Raw genomic sequence first — 23,092 nt, forward strand, 5'->3', positions numbered from 1 at the left:
TCCAAGGAAGAGACTGATATATAACGAAATCAATCCACTCAACAGCTAGATATGTGAAAGCTACATTCACCATACCTATAAAAAATCCGAACGAATTTGATTCCTAATCAAACTCGTTCGGATTATCCTTCAACTAAACTGGTTTTGTAACAGCCTCTTTCGTTACTTTTGCATAGATATAGTCTTTATTTTTTTATGTTCGTTTTTTACTAATAAGCATGAAACAGCAAAGCTTAGTAATGCAGCTAAAAACGTTCCACTGTAAATAATGTGCACACCTGATGCAAGAATTTCATGCAGCTTTGACAGTTCTTCTGCTGGTACTCCGCCTGTCTCAAACGAAGCATTTAAATTTTCTTGCCCTAATTTCTTTGCTTGTGAAAGTGTCACTAAATTAAAGATTGTACCAAACACCGCAGAACCTAGCGTTTGACTAAATGTATTTGTAAACGTATTAAGAGCCACCGCTACTCCTCTTTTGCTAGCCGGGACCGATGATTGAATAACTAGCATAAAAATAGGCGTAATAATACCCATTCCTAACCCAAGGACCCCAACGGCTACATAAATTAAAAATACGGGTGAGTGAGTGGAAACTAAAAACAGCATAAAACAAGCCGTACTTACAATTGCCGTGCCCAGCGTAAGGATGGAGTGCGTTTTAAGACGCCCTACTAAATTCCCTGAAAGCAGTGAACCAATCGTCCAGCATACTGGCATAGGCATTAATACAAAACCAGCAGCGGTTGCACTTTTCCCCAGCACTCCTTGACTCCAAATTGGAAGGTAGACCGTAATACTAATAACTACTGATCCCACAAGAAGTGTTAATAAGTTTATAACAGATACACTTCGAATGGAAAACAGTTCAAGCGGGATAAGAGGTTCGGGAGATTTCTTTTCTATATAAATAAAGCCAATGAATGTTAGAACAGCTAGAACAAATAACCCTATAATGGTCGGATCTCCCCAGTTTTGATGCTGACTTCCGGTTAAAAGCGCGTATAAAAACGCAATTGTTCCCACTGAAAACGTCACCGCTCCAATATAATCGATATAACGTTTTTCTTTTACCACTTCTTCTTTATAGTTTACTAAAAGAACAAAAAAAGCCATTAGTCCAAACGGTATATTTAAAAAGAAAATATAGCGCCAAGACAGCGTATCCACTAAGAATCCTCCAAGAAGAGGCCCGAGAACTCCCGCAACTCCCCAAACTGCGCTAATCCACCCTTGCGCTTTGGCTCTTTCTTTTGCTTCTTCATACAAGTCGCCAATAATAATCATTGTAAGCGGCATAACGACCCCGGCGCCCAGCCCTTGGATCGCTCTATAGACAATTAATTGCTGCATCGAAAAGCTAAGTCCGCAAAGTATCGATCCGATTAAGAAAATAATGATTCCAACAAGCATAACTTTTTTGCGGCCGAATAGATCCGCTAACTTTCCGTATATAGGTGTAGATACAGCAGTTGTCAGCATATAAATGGCATATACCCAGCTAACTAGCTCAATGCCCGACAAATCACTTGTAATTCTTGGAACAGCCGTACTGACAATGGTTCCTTCCATTGCAGCTAAAACAGTGACAAGCAGCAGCGCTGTCATGATTCGTTTCCTCATCTTTCTCTCTCCTTGCAACTGCGGGCATACCATGTTTTTTCTTATAGAAGATAAAAGCGGTTTCAATATACGGATACCCTTTTAGCCTTTATATGTATGTGATGCCCCGCATATAGTTGCTGCCATATGCAGCCAAATAATTATTTTACTATAAATTTTTCCAAAGCGATAGATAATTTCAAAAATATGACTTTCCTCTCATTGATAGAAACATGCGTACATGATGTTTTATTTCCTTTTTAAATTGCAAAAAAGCACCCCGTAACACCTGGTACGGGATGCTTTTATATATTTTGTATGATCAACTTAAGCGGGGATCTTTTAATAAACGTTCCATTTCTTCCATATGATTTGTTTCATCTGCAATCATATCTTCAAGCTTTACAACAAGCTCTGTTAACCCTAACTCTTCCGCTTGTTTTTTACGCTCTTCGTAGCGCTGGATAGTTTCTTTTTCAGCCTTGCTCGCTTCTTTAAGCATTTCCGTTACGTTTGAGACGTGCTTCACCTCAGCTGGCTTTGTTGTTGGCTCACCGCCAAGGTTTTTGATTTTTTCTGATAAATAAAGGGCATGTCCTTGCTCATCAGGAATTTCTCCTTCAAAGAAAGGTTTTAAAATTTGATATTCTAGGCCGGTTACTGTAGACGCATAGTAAGTGTACTGAATAACCGCCGAATATTCACCCGCTAAATCGGTATTAAGTCCCTCTATTAGTTGTCTCATTTTCTCTTCCATTTGAATAAACACCCTTTCATTTGCTGTTAGTAGACATGTACCCTTTCTATCTAGTCCTAAACCACAATAAGGCGATATTCTGCTCCTTCTTTTTAAAAGTAGGGAAATTACTGAAGAGAGCGAAGATGTTTGATTTCTATATTTTTAAAGAGAGACGTTCCTCCTTGAGAGAAAAGCGTAATTCCTTGGTCGTTGTGACGCGGAAACACTTCGCTAGAATGCACGGTTTTTCCATCATCAACAAAGACTTCAATGCTTGTTTTATCTACCAATATCTTCAAATGAACATTTTTCTTGCCTGCATCAAAGTAATCACGGCTTTCCACATACTTTTTGCTTTGATCAGGCTGATTGCTATAGCTTCTGTTCACATATGAGACGTTATCTTTTGCAAAAATGCCCACATCAATGTGCCGCTTTTGATCTGCGGACTCTCGAAGTCGTAAGCCTACATTTTCTGCATCTGACCATGAAATATCTGTATCAAGCTGATAAGCTTCACCTTTTACCTTTAACTTTTTCTCTCCGTTTACTTCTACTTGTTCAACAGAGTTTGTTGAATCAGTTAGCTGATTTAATTCTTCGACAGGCTTTGATAACAGGCTGTACTGATCGTCTTCTTGTTTTGAAAGCGTAATTTCCCGGGTTACTGAATCGAAGCCGTTAAACCCTTCTTTCATCGTTGGCGTCTTATCCGGATAATCCCAGTTGTTCATCCATGCAAAAGCGTAGCGCTTTTCTAAGGAACCTTTATTTTTACCGTCTTCAAACGTTACTGCTCCGTACCAATCGAAACCATGATCGAGCCATTGCGGCTCGTCCATATCGGGAGTGAATGTTGTTCCATCGTAATTTCCTGTCCAATAAGCATAGGTGTTTGGCTTTCCGCTTTCTTTTCCATTTGCACTTGTCCCGAGAACCCACTTAACTGTCCCGTCATCTGCCTTCATTTGAAAAAGATCTGGACATTCGGTAATGCCAATGTCTTTAGTTACAAATCCTCCCGTATACGTCCAATCCTTTAGGTTAGAAGATTCATAAAATCCGATTTTTTCACCTTCTGACATGACGAGAACCCACTTGTCATGTTCATTATCCCATATGACTTTGGGATCTCTAAAATCTTTGGTGCCTGGATTAGGCATGATAGGATTTTTGCTATATGATTTAAAGGTTTTTCCTCTATCGGTACTATACCATAGATACTGTTCTTGCTTTTGTCCATCGGCAGAAGGCTGGGTCATAATGGCTACAATTGCGTCTTTACCAAAGCCTGCTGTGTTATCTTTATCCTCTACAACGGATCCGGACCATATATCGCCATTTTTATTTGTATACTTTGGAATAGCTACTCCTTCATCTTTCCAATGAACCAAATCTTTAGACGTTGCATGTCGCCATTCCGTCCCGTTCCCTTTAGGATAATCATGATTGTATAAGTAATAGTAATGATATTTCCCGTCAAAATAAATGGGCTTTTGAGGATCATTTTTCCATTTATCAGGCGTACTAAAGTGATACACCGGGCGATAAGTGGATTCACTTTTATTCTCTTTTTCTTTTCCTTGGTCTTTTGTATCCTCTTTTTTGGATACGGCTGTTATAATAAGTCCGGCTATTATAACTAAAAGAACGGCAAGCGTTATCCATTTATAAGCACCTTTTTTCTTCAAACAAACCCCAACCTTTCTCTTTTTTGTCTACATCGAATAAAACAAAAGGAAATGGTGATTACAATCACCATTTCCTTTTATTGCTATTGCAAAGCGCTCAGTCTTCATCTACTGTTAACTGACCTTGCTCAAGAACACGATCTTTTACAACAGATGTTTTTGAACCGTCAATGTTCACTAAGAAGCTTGGTGCAAATGTAGAGTGGTTGTCTTCATAAAAGCCTCTATTTGTCATGTAGCTTGTAATAACGACATTATCGCCTTTTGTTTGAGGTACAGCAAAGTGAGAATACGTAAATGTTTTATCATTAGGATCTAAATCCATATGAAGAACTAATCCTGTATCATTTAAAGGCTTATATTTTCCTGTTAATGTATTTGAAACATAGCCTAGCATATACACATCATCTTGCCCGATTCCATCAATCGTCATTTTAGATCCGCGAGAATCGGTGAACAAGTACCATTTTCCATCTTTTTTGAAAATGTTTGCACGTTCAATTTCGTCTGTAACTGTGTTTGATGTAATAAGCGGCTTCATTACTTTTTTGAGCGTATAGTCATTATTTAACTCAATAATGCCCAAAGCCCCGTTTGCTAAAGAAGCTTTTTCTTTATTAGATCCTTCAAGAAGCTTTTTCTTTTCAGATTGGAAGAAAGGATTGTTTCCTCCGTAGTATGCTCTGTTATATAGAGAGTCTTCGCCTTGATAGCCATCTTCTGTTCCTGTGTTAGCTTCGAAAACAAGATACTTATGTCCGTTGTCCTCTATGTAATGAGGATCTCTTAGCGTATGGTTATCCCCTGTGTCATAACCGCCTTCATCAATAAACTGCTGAACCGTTTGATAAATCTTTCCGTCACCGTCAAAGATTGACTTGTAATCTTCTACTCCATCAACTTTTAACGTATTATCGTTTGGCTGAGACATGTTCACTTGAGCTGTCGTTAACGTTTGTTTTCCGTATTGTTTACCTGAATAATCCGTGTAGAACAAACGAACTTTACCATCTTTTGTTAACGTGGCAGAACCAGACCATTCTTGTGTTTGATTTTTAAGATGCGGGTCATTTGGAACAAATTTATCGCTGTCTTTAAACACTCTTCCAGCGTTTTTCCAGCTATCAATTGATTTGTCTCCAGCTTTTTTATAGAAAAGATAAACAGACGTGTCATTCGAATCTTTTGGATCACCTGCTAGGGCAAACACAATTTGATATCCATGATAAGTCGCTACTGTTCCATCAGCATTTTGTAATGGCCAGCTGTCCCATACATCTAAGTCAATTGTATTTCCGGATGCATTTTTTCCTTTAGCAGAAGCAATGTTTTTAATAGTTGATTCATCAAAAGCAGGAACTTTAAACTGATCACTGTTTTGCTGCTGTGGAATTTTCACCATATTATCGCGAGTAATATGCGAAATTCCGTAGCTATTATTAAAGTCTTTGCTGTCGTTTCCTTTAGCAAATGTTTGATATCCCCCGCCTACTAGTAGGGCTGCAGCCAATGTAGCAGCAGTTGTATGCTTAGCAACTCGTTTCATTTTCATATGTTTTCTCCTTTTGTGTTAGTAAAGAATATAAATTTATTAATTCAATTAGCTATCAAAAATCCGAAAACAGAACCGGTTCCGTTCAACCAAAAGATTACTTGGATAAATGGCGAAAGTCAAACATGCCAAATGTAGCTATTTCTCATTTTTATCTTTTTCCTTGAGCTGTAACTAGGACCAAAGTTTACGTGTAAGGGCCTTTTTTATGTAACCGTTTTTCCAACAAAAGTGTAAGGCTTTTTTTATATTTCAAACCACGATTTCCAGCCGTTGCGTTTTATACTTTCTACATGATTAAACACTTTATCTTTCCAGCATTGAAAGCGCTATTCTGTTTTTTATACTTTCCGACCATTCTATTTTCATCAATCTCTTGAAAAAATCAGTACTTTTTTTTATTAGCCGGATATGAAAACGTTCTATTCTTTTTCCTTTCTAAAGATTAGGATGATAATAATAAAGGTCTAAAGTATGTTTTTAGAAAAAAATATTCCTTCTTTTTACCTACTCATTTTTATCTTTTTTAATGCATTATACGCTCTCCCTTTTGTAAAAAGAGAGAGCGTATAATGCATTTTTTGAATATTAAGAGTCTAAGCCAGTTGCTTTTCCTTCACGGCTGGAATCAGCTGCTCCAAATAAACGGCCGGTTTCTTTATCAATTTGAATACCTTGAACATTTCCGATTGGGAATGGCTCATCTCCAAAATTAAATCCCATGGCTTCTAGCTCTCCCTTGGCATTCATATCCACTCCGGCTTCCCAACCGATAAGTGATCCTGTACTATTAAAAATTCTTGGTTCTTCAATCGCTTCTTTTATATCCATTCCATAGTCTAAGACATTCATAAGCGTTTGAAACACAGACCCTACAATCGTTGGTCCGCCTGGAGACCCTAAAGTAAGTACAGGTTCGCTGTCTTTAAAAACGATGGTTGGACTTTTACAGCTAACCGGACGCTTTCCTGCATCCGCTTGATTTAATCCTCCAGGAATAGCATCAAAATCAGTAAGCTCGTTGTTGAGTAAAAACCCATGGTCTTTAACCATAATTCCTGTACCAAAAGGATGTTCCACAGTTGATGTACAAGCGACAATATTGCCCCAGCGGTCAACTACCGTGAAGTGAGTTGTTTCACTAAGCTCACGTTCAGGTTCATAAGGCTGACGCACAACGTTCACTTTTTGGCCTTTCTCATAATCCCACGGGTTGCCAAAATCAACTTTCTCATTTTTATGCTTCCAATTAATCAATTTTTGACGTTCCTTTATATATTCATCATTTAAAAGCCCTTTTAGTGGAATATCACTGTAGGCTGGATCTCCAGAGAATGCAATTTTATCTGAAAATGCAATACGCATAGCTTCTGCAAACAAATAATACTTTTCCCAAGATTTCACGTCGTACTGAGACACATCAAAGTCCTCTAATATCTTTAAGATTTGCAGCACGGTGGTTCCTCCTGCACTAGGCATGTTGGAAGAAGCAATTCGGTATCCTTTATAATCTCCCCACACGGGCTCATCAATCTTAATCTGGTATTCTTTCAAATCCGACAGTTCCATAAAACCGCCGTGCTCTTTGATCGTTGAAATAATGGCTTCTGCAATTTCACCTTCATAAAAAGCCTCAATACCTTTTTCTTGAAGAATGCGGAAGGTTTTAGCAAGATCTTTTTTATTAATCATATCTCCTTCTTGCATAGGCTTGCCGTTTGGAGAATATAGCTGCTTAGCATGTTCTCCTAGTCGATAGGCATATGTTTTTAAAATATCTCCAAGAACCCAGTTTGTTTCCACACCTGCTTCTGCTGCTTTGGCCGCCGGTTCAATCAATTCAGCAAGGGGTTTTGTTCCATACTCTTTACGAGCTGCTTCCATCGCCTTTAAAATCCCTGGAATTCCAATTGCCGTTGCATGAGTAGAACGCTTTCTAAACGGAATAACTTCTTTATTTTCATCAAGAAACATTTCAGGATAGGCTGCTTTAGGAGCCTGAGAATGCCCGTCAAAAATTTTAGTTGTTTTGCTTTCATTGTGGTATACCATAAAAAAGCCGCTGCCTCCAATACCCGTCATCATCGGCTCTCCAACGTTGAGCCCAAACTGAACGGCAATTGCTGCATCAATTGCATTGCCTCCGGCTCTTAGCACTTGTTCTCCGGCATCTGTTGCAATTGGATGAGCACTGGCTACCATTCCTGTTTTTCCAACCGCTGTTTCTCTTCTATATGAACTCTTTCCTGAACGAGATAAACTTTTGCCATTAATCATCTTTTACGACCTCCTAGTTACTTACTTTATCTGGGATATTGGTAAAATACCCTATTGCTTTTGAGATAAAACTGTTTAAATTTGTATTGATTACTTTAACAATCCTATTTATAGACCAATATCCCTAGCGTATTTTAAGCCTTTGAAAGCCGTAAAATAGAAAAAGTGCCCACCCTTTTTGTTCTAAAAAAGGTTAGCACTTTTTGCGTTTTCTAACGTTTATACACTTTTACACTTGTACCGGAGCTACTTCATTATTTACGTTCAGCAGGTCATAAAGCTCTAGAAGTCTTCCTATTTCATAGGTTGAATTCCAATTTGTATCATTCTTTTTTTTCTGAGGATTAAGCCAGCACGTGTCAATACCCGCCAGCTGCCCGCCTTGAATGTCTGCACTCAAAGAATCTCCAATAATTAATGTTTCATGTACGGACAACTCTGTTATACGTGAAAAAACATAATCAAAATATTCCTTCATAGGCTTTTGAAAGCCCGTATCTTCTGAAACAAATACTTCTTTAAAATAAGGATATAGACCTGAGTCCTGAAGGCGTTTATATTGCGTAGCCGATACGCCATTTGTAACAACATATAACTCATAGTGACAGCTCAGGTTTTTAATTACCTCAAACGCTCCGTCAATGAGCTGATGGCCATTGTTCAAATATGTTCGGTACTCTGTTTCAAGTAGCTTTCCGTCTTTTTCTATTCCATATTCTTTACATAGAGTAGAAAAGCGGGTATTTACAACTTGCTCACGGCTTATTTTATTTTCTTCAAAAGCTGTCCATAACCCCTGGTTGATCAAACTATAACGTTTTTTGCTTTCCTCAGTCAGCGGAATATCGTGGTTAGCAAAAAGAAGCTGTAAAGCCTGCTCTTCGGCTGCGTTAAAATCCAAAAGTGTATTATCAATGTCAAATAGCAGCGTTCGGTATGTTTTCATTCTTCTCTCTCCCCTTCAACTAATCTATTGCTTTTTCTATTCGTATATATTGTCGTTTGCTAGACAGCTCAGTTTTTCCTTATCTTTGAGAATAATGGAGCCTTTCTTTTTTTCAATAACTCCTTGCGCTACAAATTTCTGAAGAACACGATTTAAATGCCGGTAAGTCGTTCCGATTAAATTAGCTATATCTTTTAAGCTTTCTGTTTTTTGATTCATAACCAAATGCGATTCTTCACAAAAAATAGAGAGTAAGTAACTAGCCAGCCGCACTTCAACTGGGTACATTAAATTAAAGCTTAGCGAGTTCGATTTTGCGCAAAACTTTTTTGTGAGCATTTCCAATAAAAACGTCAGCAGCTGTGGATCCTTGCTCGCATACTGTTTTAATCGTTTGTATGGTATACCAATAACAACTAAAGGTGAAACGGCTTCAACCGTATTCATAATATCAACATCTTGTACGTACTCAATATCACCTATTACTTCCAGGGGCTGTTTAAAAGAAAGAACAAGCGTCTTGCCTTCGGGCGATATGGTATAAACTTTAACCTTGCCTTTCATCAATATGTACAAACAGTGGGACGCATCTCCTTGAGAACAAAGACGTTCCCCTGCGTCGACATCATACAGTGACAAATGCGGTAGTAACTCTTTTTTGAAAACCGACTCTAATTTATAAGTATTTATATACTCCATCAGCTGTTTCTCACTTGTAATTTCCCTCATGTTTTCCTCTCCATCATAACGGTTTCTTTTATTAAACAATAACATTTCCTAAAATAAAAAGGACATATGTCTCAAATAAATTTTTAATTTTTACGTTATGTTCATAGCTCACTTTCAAGATAAATATATACACAAAAAAGACTCCAGCTTGTTCGCTTAGAGTCTTTTTTTGCTAAACGCTCTTTTTATTTCTACCGTATCCAACGTAAATAAAGACGCCAATCAGCATCCAGCCGATTGAATACATCCACGTTTTCATTGATAAGTTGAACATGAGAAAGATACAGCAAAGAATAGCAATAATCGGAATAAATGGTACAAAAGGTACTTTGAAACCGCGCTTTAGGTTAGGCTGAGTTTTTCGCAGAACCAAAATCGAAAATGAAACGGCAGCAAACGTGACAATCGCTAGCATATTCGCTAAATCTGCCAGCTGTTTTAAATCAACAAAACCAGCTACAACAGCGCCTAACGCGCCCACAAGCCATGTGGATATGACAGGTTCGCTGTTTTTTCGGTTTACTTTCGCAAAAAGAGACGGCAATAATCCATCATGGCTCATTGACATCAGTATGCGAGGCACGACAAACAAATAAGCAAATACGACGGCCATAATACCAATAACCGCTCCTATAGATACAATGAGCGCTGCCCATTCTTGTCCTACGCTATTGAGCGCATATGACAACGCATCACCTACGTTTAGCTCTTTATAAGAAACCATTCCTGTTAATACTAATGCAATTACTACGTAAATGACTGCACAAACACTTAGTGCAATCAAAATGCCTAGCGGCAAGTTTCTTTGCGGATTTTTCACTTCTTCTGCCGAAGTAGAAATGGCATCAAATCCGTTATAAGCAAAAAAGACGGAAGCTGCGCCTGCAAAGATTCCTTTCACACCAAAAGGAGTAAATGGGTGCCAGTTATTTGTATGAATAAAAAAGACGCCGACGGCTACAAATAAAAGAACAATACCTATCTTGATTAAAACCATTAAGTTATTTATTTTTTTACTTTCTTTTACCCCTCTTGTTAATAAAAACGACATGCACAGCACAATAAATACCGCAGGAAGATTAATAATACCTCCACCGCTTGGTATGGCCGTGAACGATTCAGGAAGTCTAATACCAAATTCAGTAAGCACATTATTCACATAAGATGACCATCCGCCCGCTACGGAAGCTAAAGATACCGTATAGCATCCCACGATGGACCATCCTATCAAATGCGCTACAAATTTTCCTAGTGAAACATATATGTATGTATATGCGCCTCCTGAACTTGGAATAGCTGAACCAAATTCTGCATAACACAGCGCAACAAGAATACAGGCTACTGCAGAAATAACAAAGGAAATGGAGACCGAGGGCCCTGCATCCCTCGCGGCAACTAACCCTGCTATAACCAGAACTCCTGTCCCAATAGTTGCTCCTACTCCCATCAAAATCACATCAAATAACCCTAGTGTCTTAGTTGATTCTTTTGCCGCATTTTCCTCTAACAGCTTGTTAACATCTTTTTTTGCAAACAGATTACTCATGATGACTAACCTCTCTTCATCTCATTACGAATGACTACTTTTTAGTGGTAGATCTTTCTATATATGTAACAGTGAATTATTTTACTACATTTAATTTTCTGTGTAAAATAATTTAGTTTTTGAACTTTTTAATGATTAAAATAAATTTGCTAGTGATGTTTTTTATAACATCATTATGATGTACCCGAACAGACTAAAAATATGTGTTAACAACTTTCTCAAAATTGGCTTCATTCACGATTGCTTTTGTACTATACTAAAGAAAAACTTCTTAGGAGCTACTTAAAAGATGAACTTATTTTATTTTCTAAAGGGGTTAGTGATCGGCTTTTCCGTTGCTGCACCCGTCGGTCCCATTGGTATTTTATGTATTAATCGCACGTTATCTAAAGGGCGATTACACGGATTTGTATCTGGTCTGGGAGCAGCTACAGCAGATGCTCTTTATGGATGCATCGCTGCGTTTGGCCTAACGTTCATTACAACCTTTTTACTAACCCAAAAGATTTGGCTTCAGCTGATTGGGGGATTATTTTTATGTTATTTAGGTGTACAAACTTTTCGTTCTCGACCTGCAGAGCACGCTGCCGCTGCTAAAGGAGAAGGTTTACTTCGTTCTTATACATCCGTTCTTTTTTTAACGGTTACGAATCCAATGACGATCTTATTTTTTATTGGCGTATTTTCTGGTGTAGGCATTAGTAAATCAGCATTTGATGCTGCTTCTGCTTTGACAATGGTTGCAGGCGTATTTTTAGGATCGGCCTGCTGGTGGCTTTCGCTCAGTTTTGCTATTAGTCTTGCCCGTTCGAAGTTTACGAATAACAGCTTAATCTGGGTAAATCGTATTTCGGGAGCGGTTGTACTGACTTTCGGGATATTTGCGTTATACAAATTGCTATAAAAAGTCATTTGTCTCCTTTTCTGGGGACGAATGACTTTTTTAATAGAAAAGAATAATCTTAAAAAATACCCTAAACGCTGTCTTTTCTGTATAATAGATAAATAGAAAAACAGAAAAAGTATAAAAATGCTTGAAAACTACATATTCAATCATTAGTCTTCAAACATAATAAGGGGAAATAAAGCATGACCATTCTTCTAGTAGATGACAATCAAGTCAATCTATTTGTGATTGAAAAAATTTTAAAAGGCGCTGGCTACGATAACTGTGTGTCTCTTACGTCTGCCCATGCCCTTTTCGACTATCTTAACCTGGACGATGAGAACTCAAAAACGAATTCGGTCGATTTGATTTTACTTGATATTATGATGCCCGAAATTGATGGAATCGAAGCCTGCAGGCGAATTCAACAGGTAGAACGCTTAAAACATATTCCAATTATCTTTGTCACAGCTCTAGAGGACAGCAGCAAATTAGTAGAAGCTCTAGACGCCGGTGGAACAGATTACGTCACAAAGCCGATCAATAAAGTGGAACTGCTGGCTCGTATGCGGGTAGCTTTACGCCTTAAGGAAGAAATTGACTGGCACACGGAACATGAAAAGAAAATTCAAACTGAGTTAGATTTAGCTACGCACGTACAGCAAAACTTACTCAGTCCCCCTCTACGAGAGAAAGATATTCAAATGGAAGTTTCATATTATCCTTCTTTTAAATTAGCGGGTGATATGTACTATTGGCACAAAATTGACGAGCACCGGTACGGAATTATCCTTTTTGATATGATGGGGCACGGCATCTCTGCCTCGCTTGTTTGTATGTTTATTTCGTCTGTGCTCAGAGAAGCTATCAAGTCTCTCGTAGACCCTGAGCAGGTTATTACAGAGTTGAATCGCTACATGGAATTATTGCACAGCGAAAAAGATGAAATCCCTTACTATTTCACTGCTATTTATTTAGTGATTGATACGGAAGCTAAGACAGTAGAATATGTGAATGCCGGGCATCCAGAAGGTTATATGTTAGTGGATGAACATACGCTTGTTCCTCTTCAACGAGGAAGCTGCCCTGTAGGGTTTTTTGAAGAAATGGACGTTCAGAAATCTGTTGTCAGCTTTGAGAACGATGTGCAAATTTTGCTATTTACAGACGGAGCTCTTGAATCAATGGGCCCTTGCGAAAATGAATCTGCCCTTCGTCTTCAAAAGCTTACTGAACAAAAATGGACAAATCCGCAGACATTTATGAATGAAATTTTTTCAGAAGAACAAAAGTTAAATCAGCCTGATGATATGTGCGTGCTTATGATTCAAGCACAAGCACAATAAAAAAAGACCTCATAAATGAGGTCTTTTTTTATTGCTTTTGATAAATGCGCTCGTTCCCTGCAAACTCGATATAAGAAGCTGCTCCTTCAGCAAAGCGAAGCGTTTCTTTATCACCAAGCCCAAGAAATCCTTTTGCACAAAGGCTTTCTGAAAATAAATTATACACTTGATTTTGCAGCTGAGCTGTAAAATAAATAAGGACGTTTCGGCAAATGATGACGTGAAATTCATTAAATGACTGATCCGTGACTAAATTATGCTGAGCAAAGATAATATTTTTTAACAGCGACGGATGAAAATATGCATAGTGATGATCCGTCTGATAATATTCTGAGAAGGCGTTCTTTCCACCGGCTTGAATATAATTTTTTGTATATGACTTCATTTTACGTAAAGAAAAGGCACCTTGTTTTGCTTTTTCTAATACATCTTCGTTCATATCGGTTGCGTAAATGACCGTTTTATCCATTAACCCTTCTTCTTCTAAAAGAATCGCCATAGAAAATACCTCTTCGCCCGTTGCACAGCCAGCGTGCCAAATGCGAATTTCCGGATAATCCTTTAATACCGGAATCACTTTTGTGCGAAATGCTTTAAAAAAGCTCGGATCGCGAAACATTTCTGTCACATTTATCGAAAAATCATTTAAAAGCTGATTCATAAATTCTTCTTCGTGAATCGCTTTTTCTAGCAATCGAGACACAGTTGGAATACGTTCAATTTTCATTCGATTATAGACCCGGCGACAGATAGAAGATTTAGCGTACTGTCTGAAATCGAATCCTGTTAATCGATAAATAGCCGTCAGCAGTAAATCAATCTCCAAATCTGTTTTTTTATTCATAACTAAGTCTTCACTTAAGTCTAGGTGCTTCATATCCATTTATGTTTCATACCCCGCTTAATTTACTAGCCATACACGCATAACGGAGAACAGCTGATTTAAATCTAAAGGTTTGCTGATATAATCTGATGCTCCAGCTTCCAAGCATTTTTCACGATCATTTTTCATCGCTTTAGCGGTTAGTGCAATAATAGGCAAATCAACAAGCTTTAGCTCTCCTCTAATTTTCTGCATCGCTTCATATCCGTCCATTTGCGGCATCATAATATCCATTAAAATGAGATCAAATGGTTCACTATTCTTCATCATTTCAAGACACTCTATTCCGTTATGAGCTGTCATAATGGTCATACCTTGTTTAGCTAGCGCAGTTTTTAAGGCAAAGATGTTGCGCTGGTCATCATCTACGATGAGCACTCGCTTATCCTGAAATACATTTTCATCATCTTGTAATGAAGGTTCAACTGGTTGTACAGGATGATCAATTTCAGTTATTTCTGCTTCAGGTTCAGCTTCTTCTACAGATACTGCTACTTCTTCATATGCAAAATTTACTTTTTCATAGTCAACAAGACCGTTAGAGAGACTAGGAAGATAGAGTGTAAACGTACTTCCTTTTCCTACTTCACTGCTTAGGGAAATCCAGCCGCCCAATAATTTTGCAAACTCACTGCAAATAGATAAGCCAAGTCCCGTTCCTCCGTACTTGCGAACCGTAGCTCCATCGGCCTGCTGAAACGCTTCAAAGATAAGCTGATGCTTTTCTTTTGGTATACCAATCCCTGTATCAGCTACAGCTATTTCTAGCCAGCAATCCGTATCCACTGTACGCATAGCTGTTGTAAGACGATGGTCAGCTACTCGTTGAATAGATACTGTGACAGATCCCGATTCCGTAAATTTAAATGCATTTGATAAAAGATTTTTCACAATTTGCTGGAATCTCTTTTCATCTGTGTGAATGATGTCAGGTACATCTTGTGCTTTATTAATTTTTAATTGTACTTTTTTCTGTTCAGCAACGTGGCTGAAATTACGTTCAATTTGATCTGGAAGCTCACTCATATTCATCTCAGCAAGCAAGACATCTAGTTTTCCAGACTCTACTTTTGATAAATCCAAGATGTCGTTGATTAATGCCAACAAGTCTTTTCCTGAAGAATGGATAATACGAGCATATTCTTCTTCATCTTCAGATAGCGTTTTAGCCGCGTTTTCCTCAAGCATTTCAGACAAAATAAGAATGCTGTTAAGCGGTGTTCGAAGCTCGTGCGACATATTAGCAAGGAATTCAGATTTGTATTGAGAATTCAATTCCAGCTGATGCGCTTTTTCTTCTAAATCTTCTTTTGCAGCCTCTAATTCAAACGATTTTTCTTCTGCATCTTTCGTTCTTTCTTCTAGCTGTTCATTAATCATACGCAGCTCTTCAGACTGCATTTGCAGTTCTTCTGACTGTGTTTGAAGTTCTTCAGACTGAGCCTGGAGCTCTTCTGTCATCGCCTGAGATTCTTTTAATAGACGGGCAATTTCCATTCGTCTGATTACACCATTGATAGTGAGACCAAACGTTTCAATCACTTGACTAATAAGTTCTTGCTCTAAAACTGTAAATTCGTGCAGCGATGCCAGCTCGATAACTGCAATTACTTCATCTTCAAATAAGACGGGCACAATAAAAATACTCTTAGGTTTTACGTCTCCTAATCCTGAAGCAATGAGCTGGTACGTGTCAGGTACATCGTTTATGACAAGGGTTCTTTTTTCTAAAGCAGCTTGTCCAATGAGCCCTTGGCCTATCAAAAAGCTCTCTCTTCCCGCGTCGCCTTTTCTATCTGCAAAAGCAGCTTGTTTGACGAATAGATCTCCTTTATCATTTTCCTCTCGAACATAAAATGCTCCGAAAGAAGCTCCTGTCATTTCTGAAACCGTAAAGAGAAATTTTTCCGCAAGCTTGTCTACAGATGCTATGCCTTGGTACATCGTTACAGCATGAGCAATGTTCGTTTGCAGCCAGTTTCGCTCTTCAATATTTTCTAACAACGCGTTCGTGGCTATCCCTAAATCTTTAATTTCATCATTAGATCGAACTTTAATTCTTCCTTTTAACTCGCCTTTTGAAGCCGTAATTCGTTTGATCGTTTGCGTAACTTCTTTAATCGTATTCACAATGGAATTGGATAAAACAATAGCGATAGCAAGTGAAATAAGCGTAACAAATAACAGCAAACCGTAAAGTCCAATTTTAATTTTTTGATTTTTCTCGTCTAACTCTGTTGCTCTTGTTTCAGTCGATTTTTTCTCTACATTTCTAAAAGAAGTAAACTGGCTGCGTATATCATCCATATACTGGCGCCCAGGATCTTTCTCAAAAAACTGCTGAAGCTCTTTTGTATTATTTTCTTTTTTTAATGCAATGGTCGGTTCACCAGCGGCTTCAATCCAGTCTTGAATGCTTCCTTTAATCTTCTCCAGTTTCTCCTGCTGATTTGGATTATTATTTAGAAGCTGATACAGTGCATTATAATCTTTTTCCCAACTTGATGCTGCGCTGTTATAAGGTTCTAAGTAACTCGCTTCTCCTGTAATAATATAGCCTCTTTGTCCGGTTTCCATATCGAGCAGGTGTTTTTCAATTCGATTGGTCAGATCATGCACTTCAATATCATGATCAATGATAAAATTTCGTTCTTTTTGCAAAGATGAAATTTGACTGTTTAAAACAATAAATGCAATAAATAAACAGACAATAACAATTAAATATCCAATAATAATTTTGGATTTAATGCCAAACCTCATTTTCTTTTCCATAATGTTCCTACTTTCATTCTAGATATTCTTCTAGAAGCATCCGAAAAACATGTTTATTTTTGCCGCTGGACAATTTTACTTTCAGTACACACTCTCCACTCCATCTTCCTTTGCTTGATAGGGCTTCTCTCTTTTTCCTATCAATTCAACATTCCTATTATACACTCTATTTTTGTACAGAAGAATATTTATTGTACAAGAGGGAAAGATTAATTTTCCAGTTTGGAAATATCTATTTTCAAGCTGTCTATAAAAATAGGCCCATGCTGTTAAAAGCATGAGCCTATCTTACACTATTTTTGTACACAATAAGGTAATGAAAAGTAATTTATGCTTTGGGGAATCACATAAATTATGACAACATAGGTATAAATAAATACTTACATGCGAAACGTAAAGCATTCATTATTTAAATTGTACTTGGATAGTAGAAAGCAATGCCACTTTTTTTAATTTAAATATATTTTTTTAATTTACATATCAGGTTAAAAAACTTTCATTTATTGAGCTTTTACCGACCTTACTCCGTTAGAAAAGCTGCAGATAAAAAGTTCTCCCACAAAAAAACCGTCTCTAAGTTAATAGCTTCACTTATGAGACAGCCTTTTCTTTTCCTTCTATTATTTTGCCCAGCTTTCCGTCACTTTTTTATTTTTAGAAATCCAGTTTTTTACACCTTTTGTTTCGTCTTTTGCACTGTTAATTTCTGATTCTAAAGATGCTAGTTGATCGGCACTAATAGAAAAATCTTTCAGCCACTTTGCTGCTTCTGGATAATCTTCTTTAAATGCCTTTTTGCTAATCGACTGTATTTTTTCAGGTCCAGTTGGATTCATCGTATTTTTGGGATCTTTTAAGTATCTGAGATTATACTTTTCAAAAGCCCAGTGCGGGCGCCATAACGTAACAACAATGGGTTCTTTATTAGCAATGGCTTTATCTAATTCCGATAACATGGCGGCTGTGCTGCTTTCTACTAAATTCCAGTCTTTTAACCCATAGCTTGGCATCGCATGATCTTTAGTAAGACCATTTATTCCAGATCCTGGTTCAATACTAATAATCTTTCCGTTAAACTCATCTTTCTTATTTTTTAAATCAGCTAGTGACTGCGCGTCTACGTAGTCGGGAACGGCCAATCCGCTATCTGCTTGATCATACCAAGTACCGAGCACGTCAACTTGTTTTCCAAATCTTTTCATATAAGAACTATGGGTGGTCGGCATCCATACATCCAAAAATAAATCAATGTTTCCTTGAGCAACTCCTGAGAAAAGCGGAGCTACGTCGCTTTGAACTGCTTTAACTTTATAACCTTTTTCCTCTAATAATTCCTTCCATAGAAACGTAACAGCTACGGCTTCGTCCCATGGTATGTATCCAATTGTAATTTCTTTTTTAGTCGTCGTGCTGCTTGCCGTATTGCTATTGCCACATGCGGAGACAAGCAGCATAATGACGATTGTTAGCATAATAAAAGAAAATTTTTTTGATTGTTTCATATACTCCCACCTTTATTCATTTTATTTACTTGATTGAATACCTTTTCTTTTTTGAGTAGAAAGGTGCGTCAGACGATCTAAAATAACGGCAATAATGACAACTGCAATCCCGCCGATAAATCCTAAGCCTACATCCAACATACTGATGCTTCTTAATACCTCGGCACCCAAGCCCCCTGCACCGACCATTGAAGAAATAACAACCATCGAAAGAGATAGCATAATAACCTGGTTTACACCCGACATAATCATAGGCAAAGCGAGCGGCAGCTGGACTTTAATTAATTTTTGCCATTCCGTCGCTCCAAAAGCTTCTGCTGCTTCTAAAGTGGTCTGGGGAACTTGCTGAAGTCCAAGCAGCGTCAGACGAACGGCAGGCGGCATTGCGAAAATAAAAGTAGCAATAAGAGCTGTAACATTCCCTAATCCAAATAAAAGTACGGACGGAATTAAGTAAACAAAAGCAGGCATTGTTTGCATAATATCAAGAATGGGCTTTATCACTGCTCCAACTTTGTTAAAGCGGTGTGATAATATGCCTAAAGGAACGCCAAATAGAAGTGAGATAATAGTAGAAGCTAAAACGAGAGATAAGGTCAGCATCGATGCTTCCCATAAATTCAAGCTAATAATAAGAAGTAAACCAAAACACGTAAATACAGCTATCTTCCAATCTGTTAACCATAGCGCTAATAGAACAAAAACAATGACCGTTACTAGCGGAGGAGAAGCGGTCAATACCCATTCGAGACTGCTTATTAAGCTGGTCATTATTTGGTTGATTCCAGTAAATACACCTGAAAAACTATCAATCATGTAATCAACAAATGAGTTTGCCCATTTATCTAAAGGAATACGAGGAATCGTCGCGGAATTTACCATCATATTTATCGGACCTCCATTTGATATGACTTAACTTCTTGTTGCTCCGTCACTGCAGTACGTTCAGTGAGATTTGCAATAAGGGTGCTTGGGGAAATCATACCTTGTAGGCGATGATGATTATCAACAATGACTACAGGCGAATGACTGTCTGTAAATAAAGGAATCATTTCTTGTAAAGACATATCGGGATTAACACAATGCGGCTGTGTCATTTCTTTTCCTTTTAAATCATGCTTATGAGCTTCTATCAGCTCCATCACCGTATAAATGCTCATTAAGCCCAATAAGCGGTCAGCACTATCAAGAACAAAAATAGTAGATAAATGATTGGTTCTCATTCTTCTTAATACGACTTGCGGTGATTCATACTCATAGGCAGCCGTTTCTACCGGAACCACCGCGTCTTTAGCAAGGCGAATTTTACCGTAATTAACGTCTTGAACAAGCAGCTTTACATAACCGGTTGCCGGTTGACTTAAAATATCTTCAGCGGTTCCAAGCTGTACAATTTCCCCGTCTTTCATCACGGCAGCCCGGTGGCCTAAAGTTAATGCTTCATCTAAATCATGCGTCACAAAAATAACTGTTTTTTGTACTTCTCCCTGAATATCAAGAAATAGCTTTTGCATATCTCTTCGAATAAGAGGATCTAAAGCTGAAAAAGGCTCATCCATCAGCAAAATCTCCTGTTCAGAAGCAAGAGCTCTCGCTAGTCCAACCCGCTGCTGCATACCTCCTGATAGTTCATAAATTCTTTTATAAGCTTGTCCATTTAAGCCCACCATTTCAAGGGCCTTTTTCCCTCGCTTTTCTCTTTCGTTTGCTGATACACCTTGTATCTCTAGACCGAATGTAATGTTGTCAATCACGGTGCGGTTTGGAAGGAGGCCCACATTTTGAAAGACCATCCCAATTTTATTTCTCCGGACTTCCTGAAGTTGTCTTTTTGGCATATGAGAAATATCTTTGTTTTCTAGATATACCGTCCCTTCTGTCGGTTCTACAAGTCCGTTCAAGCATCGAAGTAAAGTAGATTTCCCGCTTCCTGATAATCCAATTAACACAAAGGTTTCTCCCTTTTTCACTTCGAAATGAGCATTGTAAATAGCAACGGTTGTCTTAGTAGCTTGTTCGACTTCATATTTACTTTCTCCAGCTTCTCGTAGCTTAAGAGCCTGTTCTTTTTGGCGACCAAATACTTTTGAAACATCGGTAACGCGGATAATGGGTTCTGTTAGTTTAGAGCTTGTACTCAATTTATTTCCCCCTTATTTTAAAGTAGATTGTTAGAGGTGGTCTGACACCTCAAGGTAACGTGTCAGACCACCTCCACTTACTATTCGACCTTCATACCGATTGCTTCCAATACATAATTGTAAAAATGAGAAACGTGCTGTTCGATAGGTACTAAAATACCTCCTTCTTTATAAGATTTTGAGCTCATATTTTCTTGACACCACTCACACGCTTCAAAGTCTTGTAAATTAACGCGGTGAAATAATTCCACGGCATCTTTTGGGTCAAAATCAGACTTAGCCATTTCTTCCGGGTCGAATAACCATTCACAAATCACTTTAGACTTTTCCGCACTAATTGGAATAATACGATGAATAATAACGTGATCCGGTGTTAAATTGATAAATACAAGCGGCAGAACGGTAATGCCAAAATACGTGCGGTCATCTTCCGGAAGCAATCCTTTTAGCATAGGACGGCTTCCTTTCCCGCTGATTGAAAAAGCTTCTAATTCATTTCCAAACTTAGCTCCGCCTCCCACGGAATTTTGAGTGCCCACTCCCAAACGAAATTCAGGCAGCGTGGCCGTAAGTTCAGGATGAATAGAGGAACAGTGATAGCACTCTTGAAAGTTTTCTACAATAAGCTTCCAGTTTGCCTCGACTTCATATTCTTCACGATGAGCGGATTTCAAGTTTTGAATTTCATATCTAGCAAACGTATAAAGTTCTCCAAAACGATCAAAAATTTGTGCGTCTAGCTGATATTCAACAGACATAGGATTGTCAGATAAATTAACCCAAACCATACCGTGCCACACTTCAATGTGAACGGATGTTAGTCCGTAATTTTCATTATGCACGAGTTCTTCTCGACAGTGGCTTGTGTTAGGAACACCCACTAAATCACCATCTAAGCTATAACTCCACGAATGATATGGACAGCGAATAACACCTGCTTTACCGGATGCTTGGCTGCACAGCTTAGCTCCTCGATGCCGACATACGTTCAAGAATCCACGCAGCACGTGATCTTTTCCCCTAGTAATTAAAATATTTTCGCCTTCAACTCTCGTCGTAATATATTGTCCCGGCTCTGCTATTTCGTATTCAAATGCAACTAAACTCCATGATTTAGAAAATATATGATCTTTTTCTAACTTAAAAATGTCCGAAGATGTATACAGCTCTCCTTTCAACGTGGGCTCAAGTCTCCCATTATCATTCACTAAACCATGTTCCATAACCATCTACTATTCCTCCTTCGCTTCTTTAGAAACATTTAAATAGAACCATTCGCAAGAGCTGACGACGATTTATACTATTTTATTCGCCGCAAATCGCTGCGGAGTAAACAAATCAATTGGGTGATTAGTTTTTCCCTCTATCACTAAATCTGCTAAAATCTCTCCTACTACGCTTGCAAACTTAAAACCATGTCCAGAAAATCCAGCTGCAATCGCTACTTGAGGATATTCAGGATGCAGTGAAATGACAAAATGCTCATCTGGTGTATTGGTATACATGCACGTTTTCCCTTGTAAAAATCGACCGTTAAGCTGTGGAATACCTTGAGATAGATAGTGCCGCATCATGTTCACTTCGTCTTCATATATATTTCGATCAATCGTTTCCGGCGTACACGCTGTTCCTTTTCGAAAAAACGCCACTTTTGCTCCTTCAGCCTTTAATCCAAAAGAAGGGAAACCATACAACTGTACATAATCATCTGCTTCCCAAATATAAATCGGCTGTTTTCCCACTGAAAAAACATCTATTCCTTGTGTTGGTTCAAAAAACATTTGCATATGACGCTCTACTTGTAAGCTAACACCTAAATCCCGTAATAAATCGGGTGCCCAAGCGCCTGCAGAAATAATGATTTTTCCAGCTTCATATATTCCATTAGCTGTTACAACGCGCACGCCTTCACCAGAAGGATGAGCTTCCCACGACACGACTTCCTCAAAAAAATGAAGCTCAGCTCCGTACTTTTCTGCTTGAAGAAGGTGAGTATATACGCTCGCTTCCGGCCTAACGAATCCAGCTTTTTCTTCATATAGAGCAACCGTAGCAGGTGAAGGTGTAAACGCCGGAAACCGTTTGTAAATATCCTTTGCTTCTAGAATCTCATACGCAAGATTCCACTGTTTAGAGCTTTCGATGCTTCCAGAAACCGTCAAGCTATCAGGAGGTCCCATCATAAGTCCACCGGTAACCGTAAGAATTTCTTGACCGCTTTCTCTTTCAATTTCATTCCATAATTCGTAGGCGCGAAGCAATAATGGAACGTAAGCAGGGTCTTCAAAATACGACTGTCGAATGATTCTAGAACCGCCGTGACTCGATCCTAGGTCATGAGCGGGACCGTATTGTTCTAGCCCCAATACCCGCTGACCTTTTTTGGCGAGCTGATAAGCAGCCGTACTCCCCATAGCTCCTAATCCGATAATAATGACATCATAATGTGTTGACATCTGCATTCCTCCTGTCTTTCGATT

Annotated in this window: 17 protein-coding genes; 2 read left to right on the forward strand and 15 right to left on the reverse strand. The window is 38.4% G+C overall.

The annotated features are described in order from the left end of the window. Window positions 1-162: 162 nt before the first annotated feature. The 8 genes from ACFX4W_RS21290 to ACFX4W_RS21325 all read right to left on the reverse strand — a co-directional run bounded on the left by ACFX4W_RS21290 (window position 163) and on the right by ACFX4W_RS21325 (window position 11,082). Window positions 163-1,623 (reverse strand): MDR family MFS transporter, encoded by a 1,461-nt coding sequence (locus ACFX4W_RS21290; RefSeq protein ID WP_043979162.1) that lies wholly within the window; start codon window positions 1,621-1,623, stop codon window positions 163-165. Between the two features lie 301 nt (window positions 1,624-1,924). After that, window positions 1,925-2,359 carry a ferritin-like domain-containing protein gene (locus tag ACFX4W_RS21295; protein ID WP_013056263.1) on the reverse strand — a complete coding sequence of 145 codons (435 nt, stop codon included), beginning with the start codon at window positions 2,357-2,359 and terminating at the stop codon, window positions 1,925-1,927. Between the two features lie 107 nt (window positions 2,360-2,466). Next, window positions 2,467-4,032, reverse strand: coding sequence for a glycoside hydrolase family 32 protein (locus ACFX4W_RS21300; protein WP_165575336.1), 1,566 nt, complete (start codon window positions 4,030-4,032; stop codon window positions 2,467-2,469). 97 nt (window positions 4,033-4,129) lie between these two features. Then, a complete protein-coding gene (locus tag ACFX4W_RS21305) occupies window positions 4,130-5,584 on the reverse strand; it encodes a glycoside hydrolase family 68 protein (RefSeq protein ID WP_043979166.1) in 1,455 nt (484 codons plus the stop codon). A gap of 588 nt (window positions 5,585-6,172) precedes the next feature. Then, window positions 6,173-7,861: a gamma-glutamyltransferase gene (ggt, locus tag ACFX4W_RS21310; protein WP_043979169.1), complete on the reverse strand. Its 1,689-nt coding sequence runs from the start codon at window positions 7,859-7,861 to the stop codon at window positions 6,173-6,175. Between the two features lie 229 nt (window positions 7,862-8,090). Then, entirely contained in the window at window positions 8,091-8,807 is a 717-nt protein-coding gene (locus ACFX4W_RS21315) for a YjjG family noncanonical pyrimidine nucleotidase (protein WP_043979171.1), read from the reverse strand. A gap of 36 nt (window positions 8,808-8,843) precedes the next feature. Next, a complete protein-coding gene (locus tag ACFX4W_RS21320; RefSeq protein WP_043979174.1) occupies window positions 8,844-9,536 on the reverse strand; it encodes a Crp/Fnr family transcriptional regulator in 693 nt (230 codons plus the stop codon). 172 nt (window positions 9,537-9,708) lie between these two features. Next, window positions 9,709-11,082: an amino acid permease gene (locus ACFX4W_RS21325; protein ID WP_043979177.1), complete on the reverse strand. Its 1,374-nt coding sequence runs from the start codon at window positions 11,080-11,082 to the stop codon at window positions 9,709-9,711. Between the two features lie 289 nt (window positions 11,083-11,371). Here ACFX4W_RS21325 and ACFX4W_RS21330 point away from each other — a divergent pair, with 289 nt between their 5' ends. Together ACFX4W_RS21330 and ACFX4W_RS21335 are read left to right on the forward strand one after the other, a co-directional pair. Next, complete coding sequence (locus tag ACFX4W_RS21330; protein WP_043979180.1) at window positions 11,372-11,986, forward strand: LysE family translocator; 615 nt, start codon at window positions 11,372-11,374, stop codon at window positions 11,984-11,986. Between the two features lie 185 nt (window positions 11,987-12,171). Continuing rightward, a complete protein-coding gene (locus tag ACFX4W_RS21335) occupies window positions 12,172-13,314 on the forward strand; it encodes a SpoIIE family protein phosphatase (protein ID WP_043979183.1) in 1,143 nt (380 codons plus the stop codon). 28 nt (window positions 13,315-13,342) lie between these two features. On the opposite strand, the gene ACFX4W_RS21340 is transcribed toward ACFX4W_RS21335, so the two are convergent. The 7 genes from ACFX4W_RS21340 to solA all read right to left on the reverse strand — a co-directional run bounded on the left by ACFX4W_RS21340 (window position 13,343) and on the right by solA (window position 23,068). Then, on the reverse strand, window positions 13,343-14,197 hold the full coding sequence (locus tag ACFX4W_RS21340; RefSeq protein ID WP_013056253.1) for a CheR family methyltransferase: 855 nt from the start codon (window positions 14,195-14,197) through the stop codon (window positions 13,343-13,345). A gap of 18 nt (window positions 14,198-14,215) precedes the next feature. After that, complete coding sequence (locus tag ACFX4W_RS21345) at window positions 14,216-16,969, reverse strand: CHASE3 domain-containing protein (RefSeq protein ID WP_043979186.1); 2,754 nt, start codon at window positions 16,967-16,969, stop codon at window positions 14,216-14,218. Between the two features lie 620 nt (window positions 16,970-17,589). Further along, on the reverse strand, window positions 17,590-18,471 hold the full coding sequence (locus ACFX4W_RS21350) for a glycine betaine ABC transporter substrate-binding protein (RefSeq protein WP_043979189.1): 882 nt from the start codon (window positions 18,469-18,471) through the stop codon (window positions 17,590-17,592). Between the two features lie 21 nt (window positions 18,472-18,492). Then, complete coding sequence (locus tag ACFX4W_RS21355) at window positions 18,493-19,356, reverse strand: ABC transporter permease (protein ID WP_043979191.1); 864 nt, start codon at window positions 19,354-19,356, stop codon at window positions 18,493-18,495. A 2-nt stretch (window positions 19,357-19,358) separates the two neighbouring features. Next, the gene (locus tag ACFX4W_RS21360; RefSeq protein WP_043979194.1) at window positions 19,359-20,612 is read right to left on the reverse strand and encodes a quaternary amine ABC transporter ATP-binding protein; all 1,254 of its coding nucleotides are present in this window, start codon (window positions 20,610-20,612) and stop codon (window positions 19,359-19,361) included. An 80-nt stretch (window positions 20,613-20,692) separates the two neighbouring features. Continuing rightward, complete coding sequence (locus tag ACFX4W_RS21365; protein ID WP_043979196.1) at window positions 20,693-21,841, reverse strand: aromatic ring-hydroxylating oxygenase subunit alpha; 1,149 nt, start codon at window positions 21,839-21,841, stop codon at window positions 20,693-20,695. Between the two features lie 66 nt (window positions 21,842-21,907). Further along, the gene (gene solA, locus ACFX4W_RS21370) at window positions 21,908-23,068 is read right to left on the reverse strand and encodes an N-methyl-L-tryptophan oxidase (RefSeq protein ID WP_043979198.1); all 1,161 of its coding nucleotides are present in this window, start codon (window positions 23,066-23,068) and stop codon (window positions 21,908-21,910) included. Window positions 23,069-23,092 lie beyond the last annotated feature (24 nt).

Origin of the sequence: Priestia sp. YIM B13489, assembly GCF_042787645.1 — a bacterium.
GTDB classification, from domain to species: Bacteria; Bacillota; Bacilli; order Bacillales; family Bacillaceae_H; genus Priestia; species Priestia megaterium.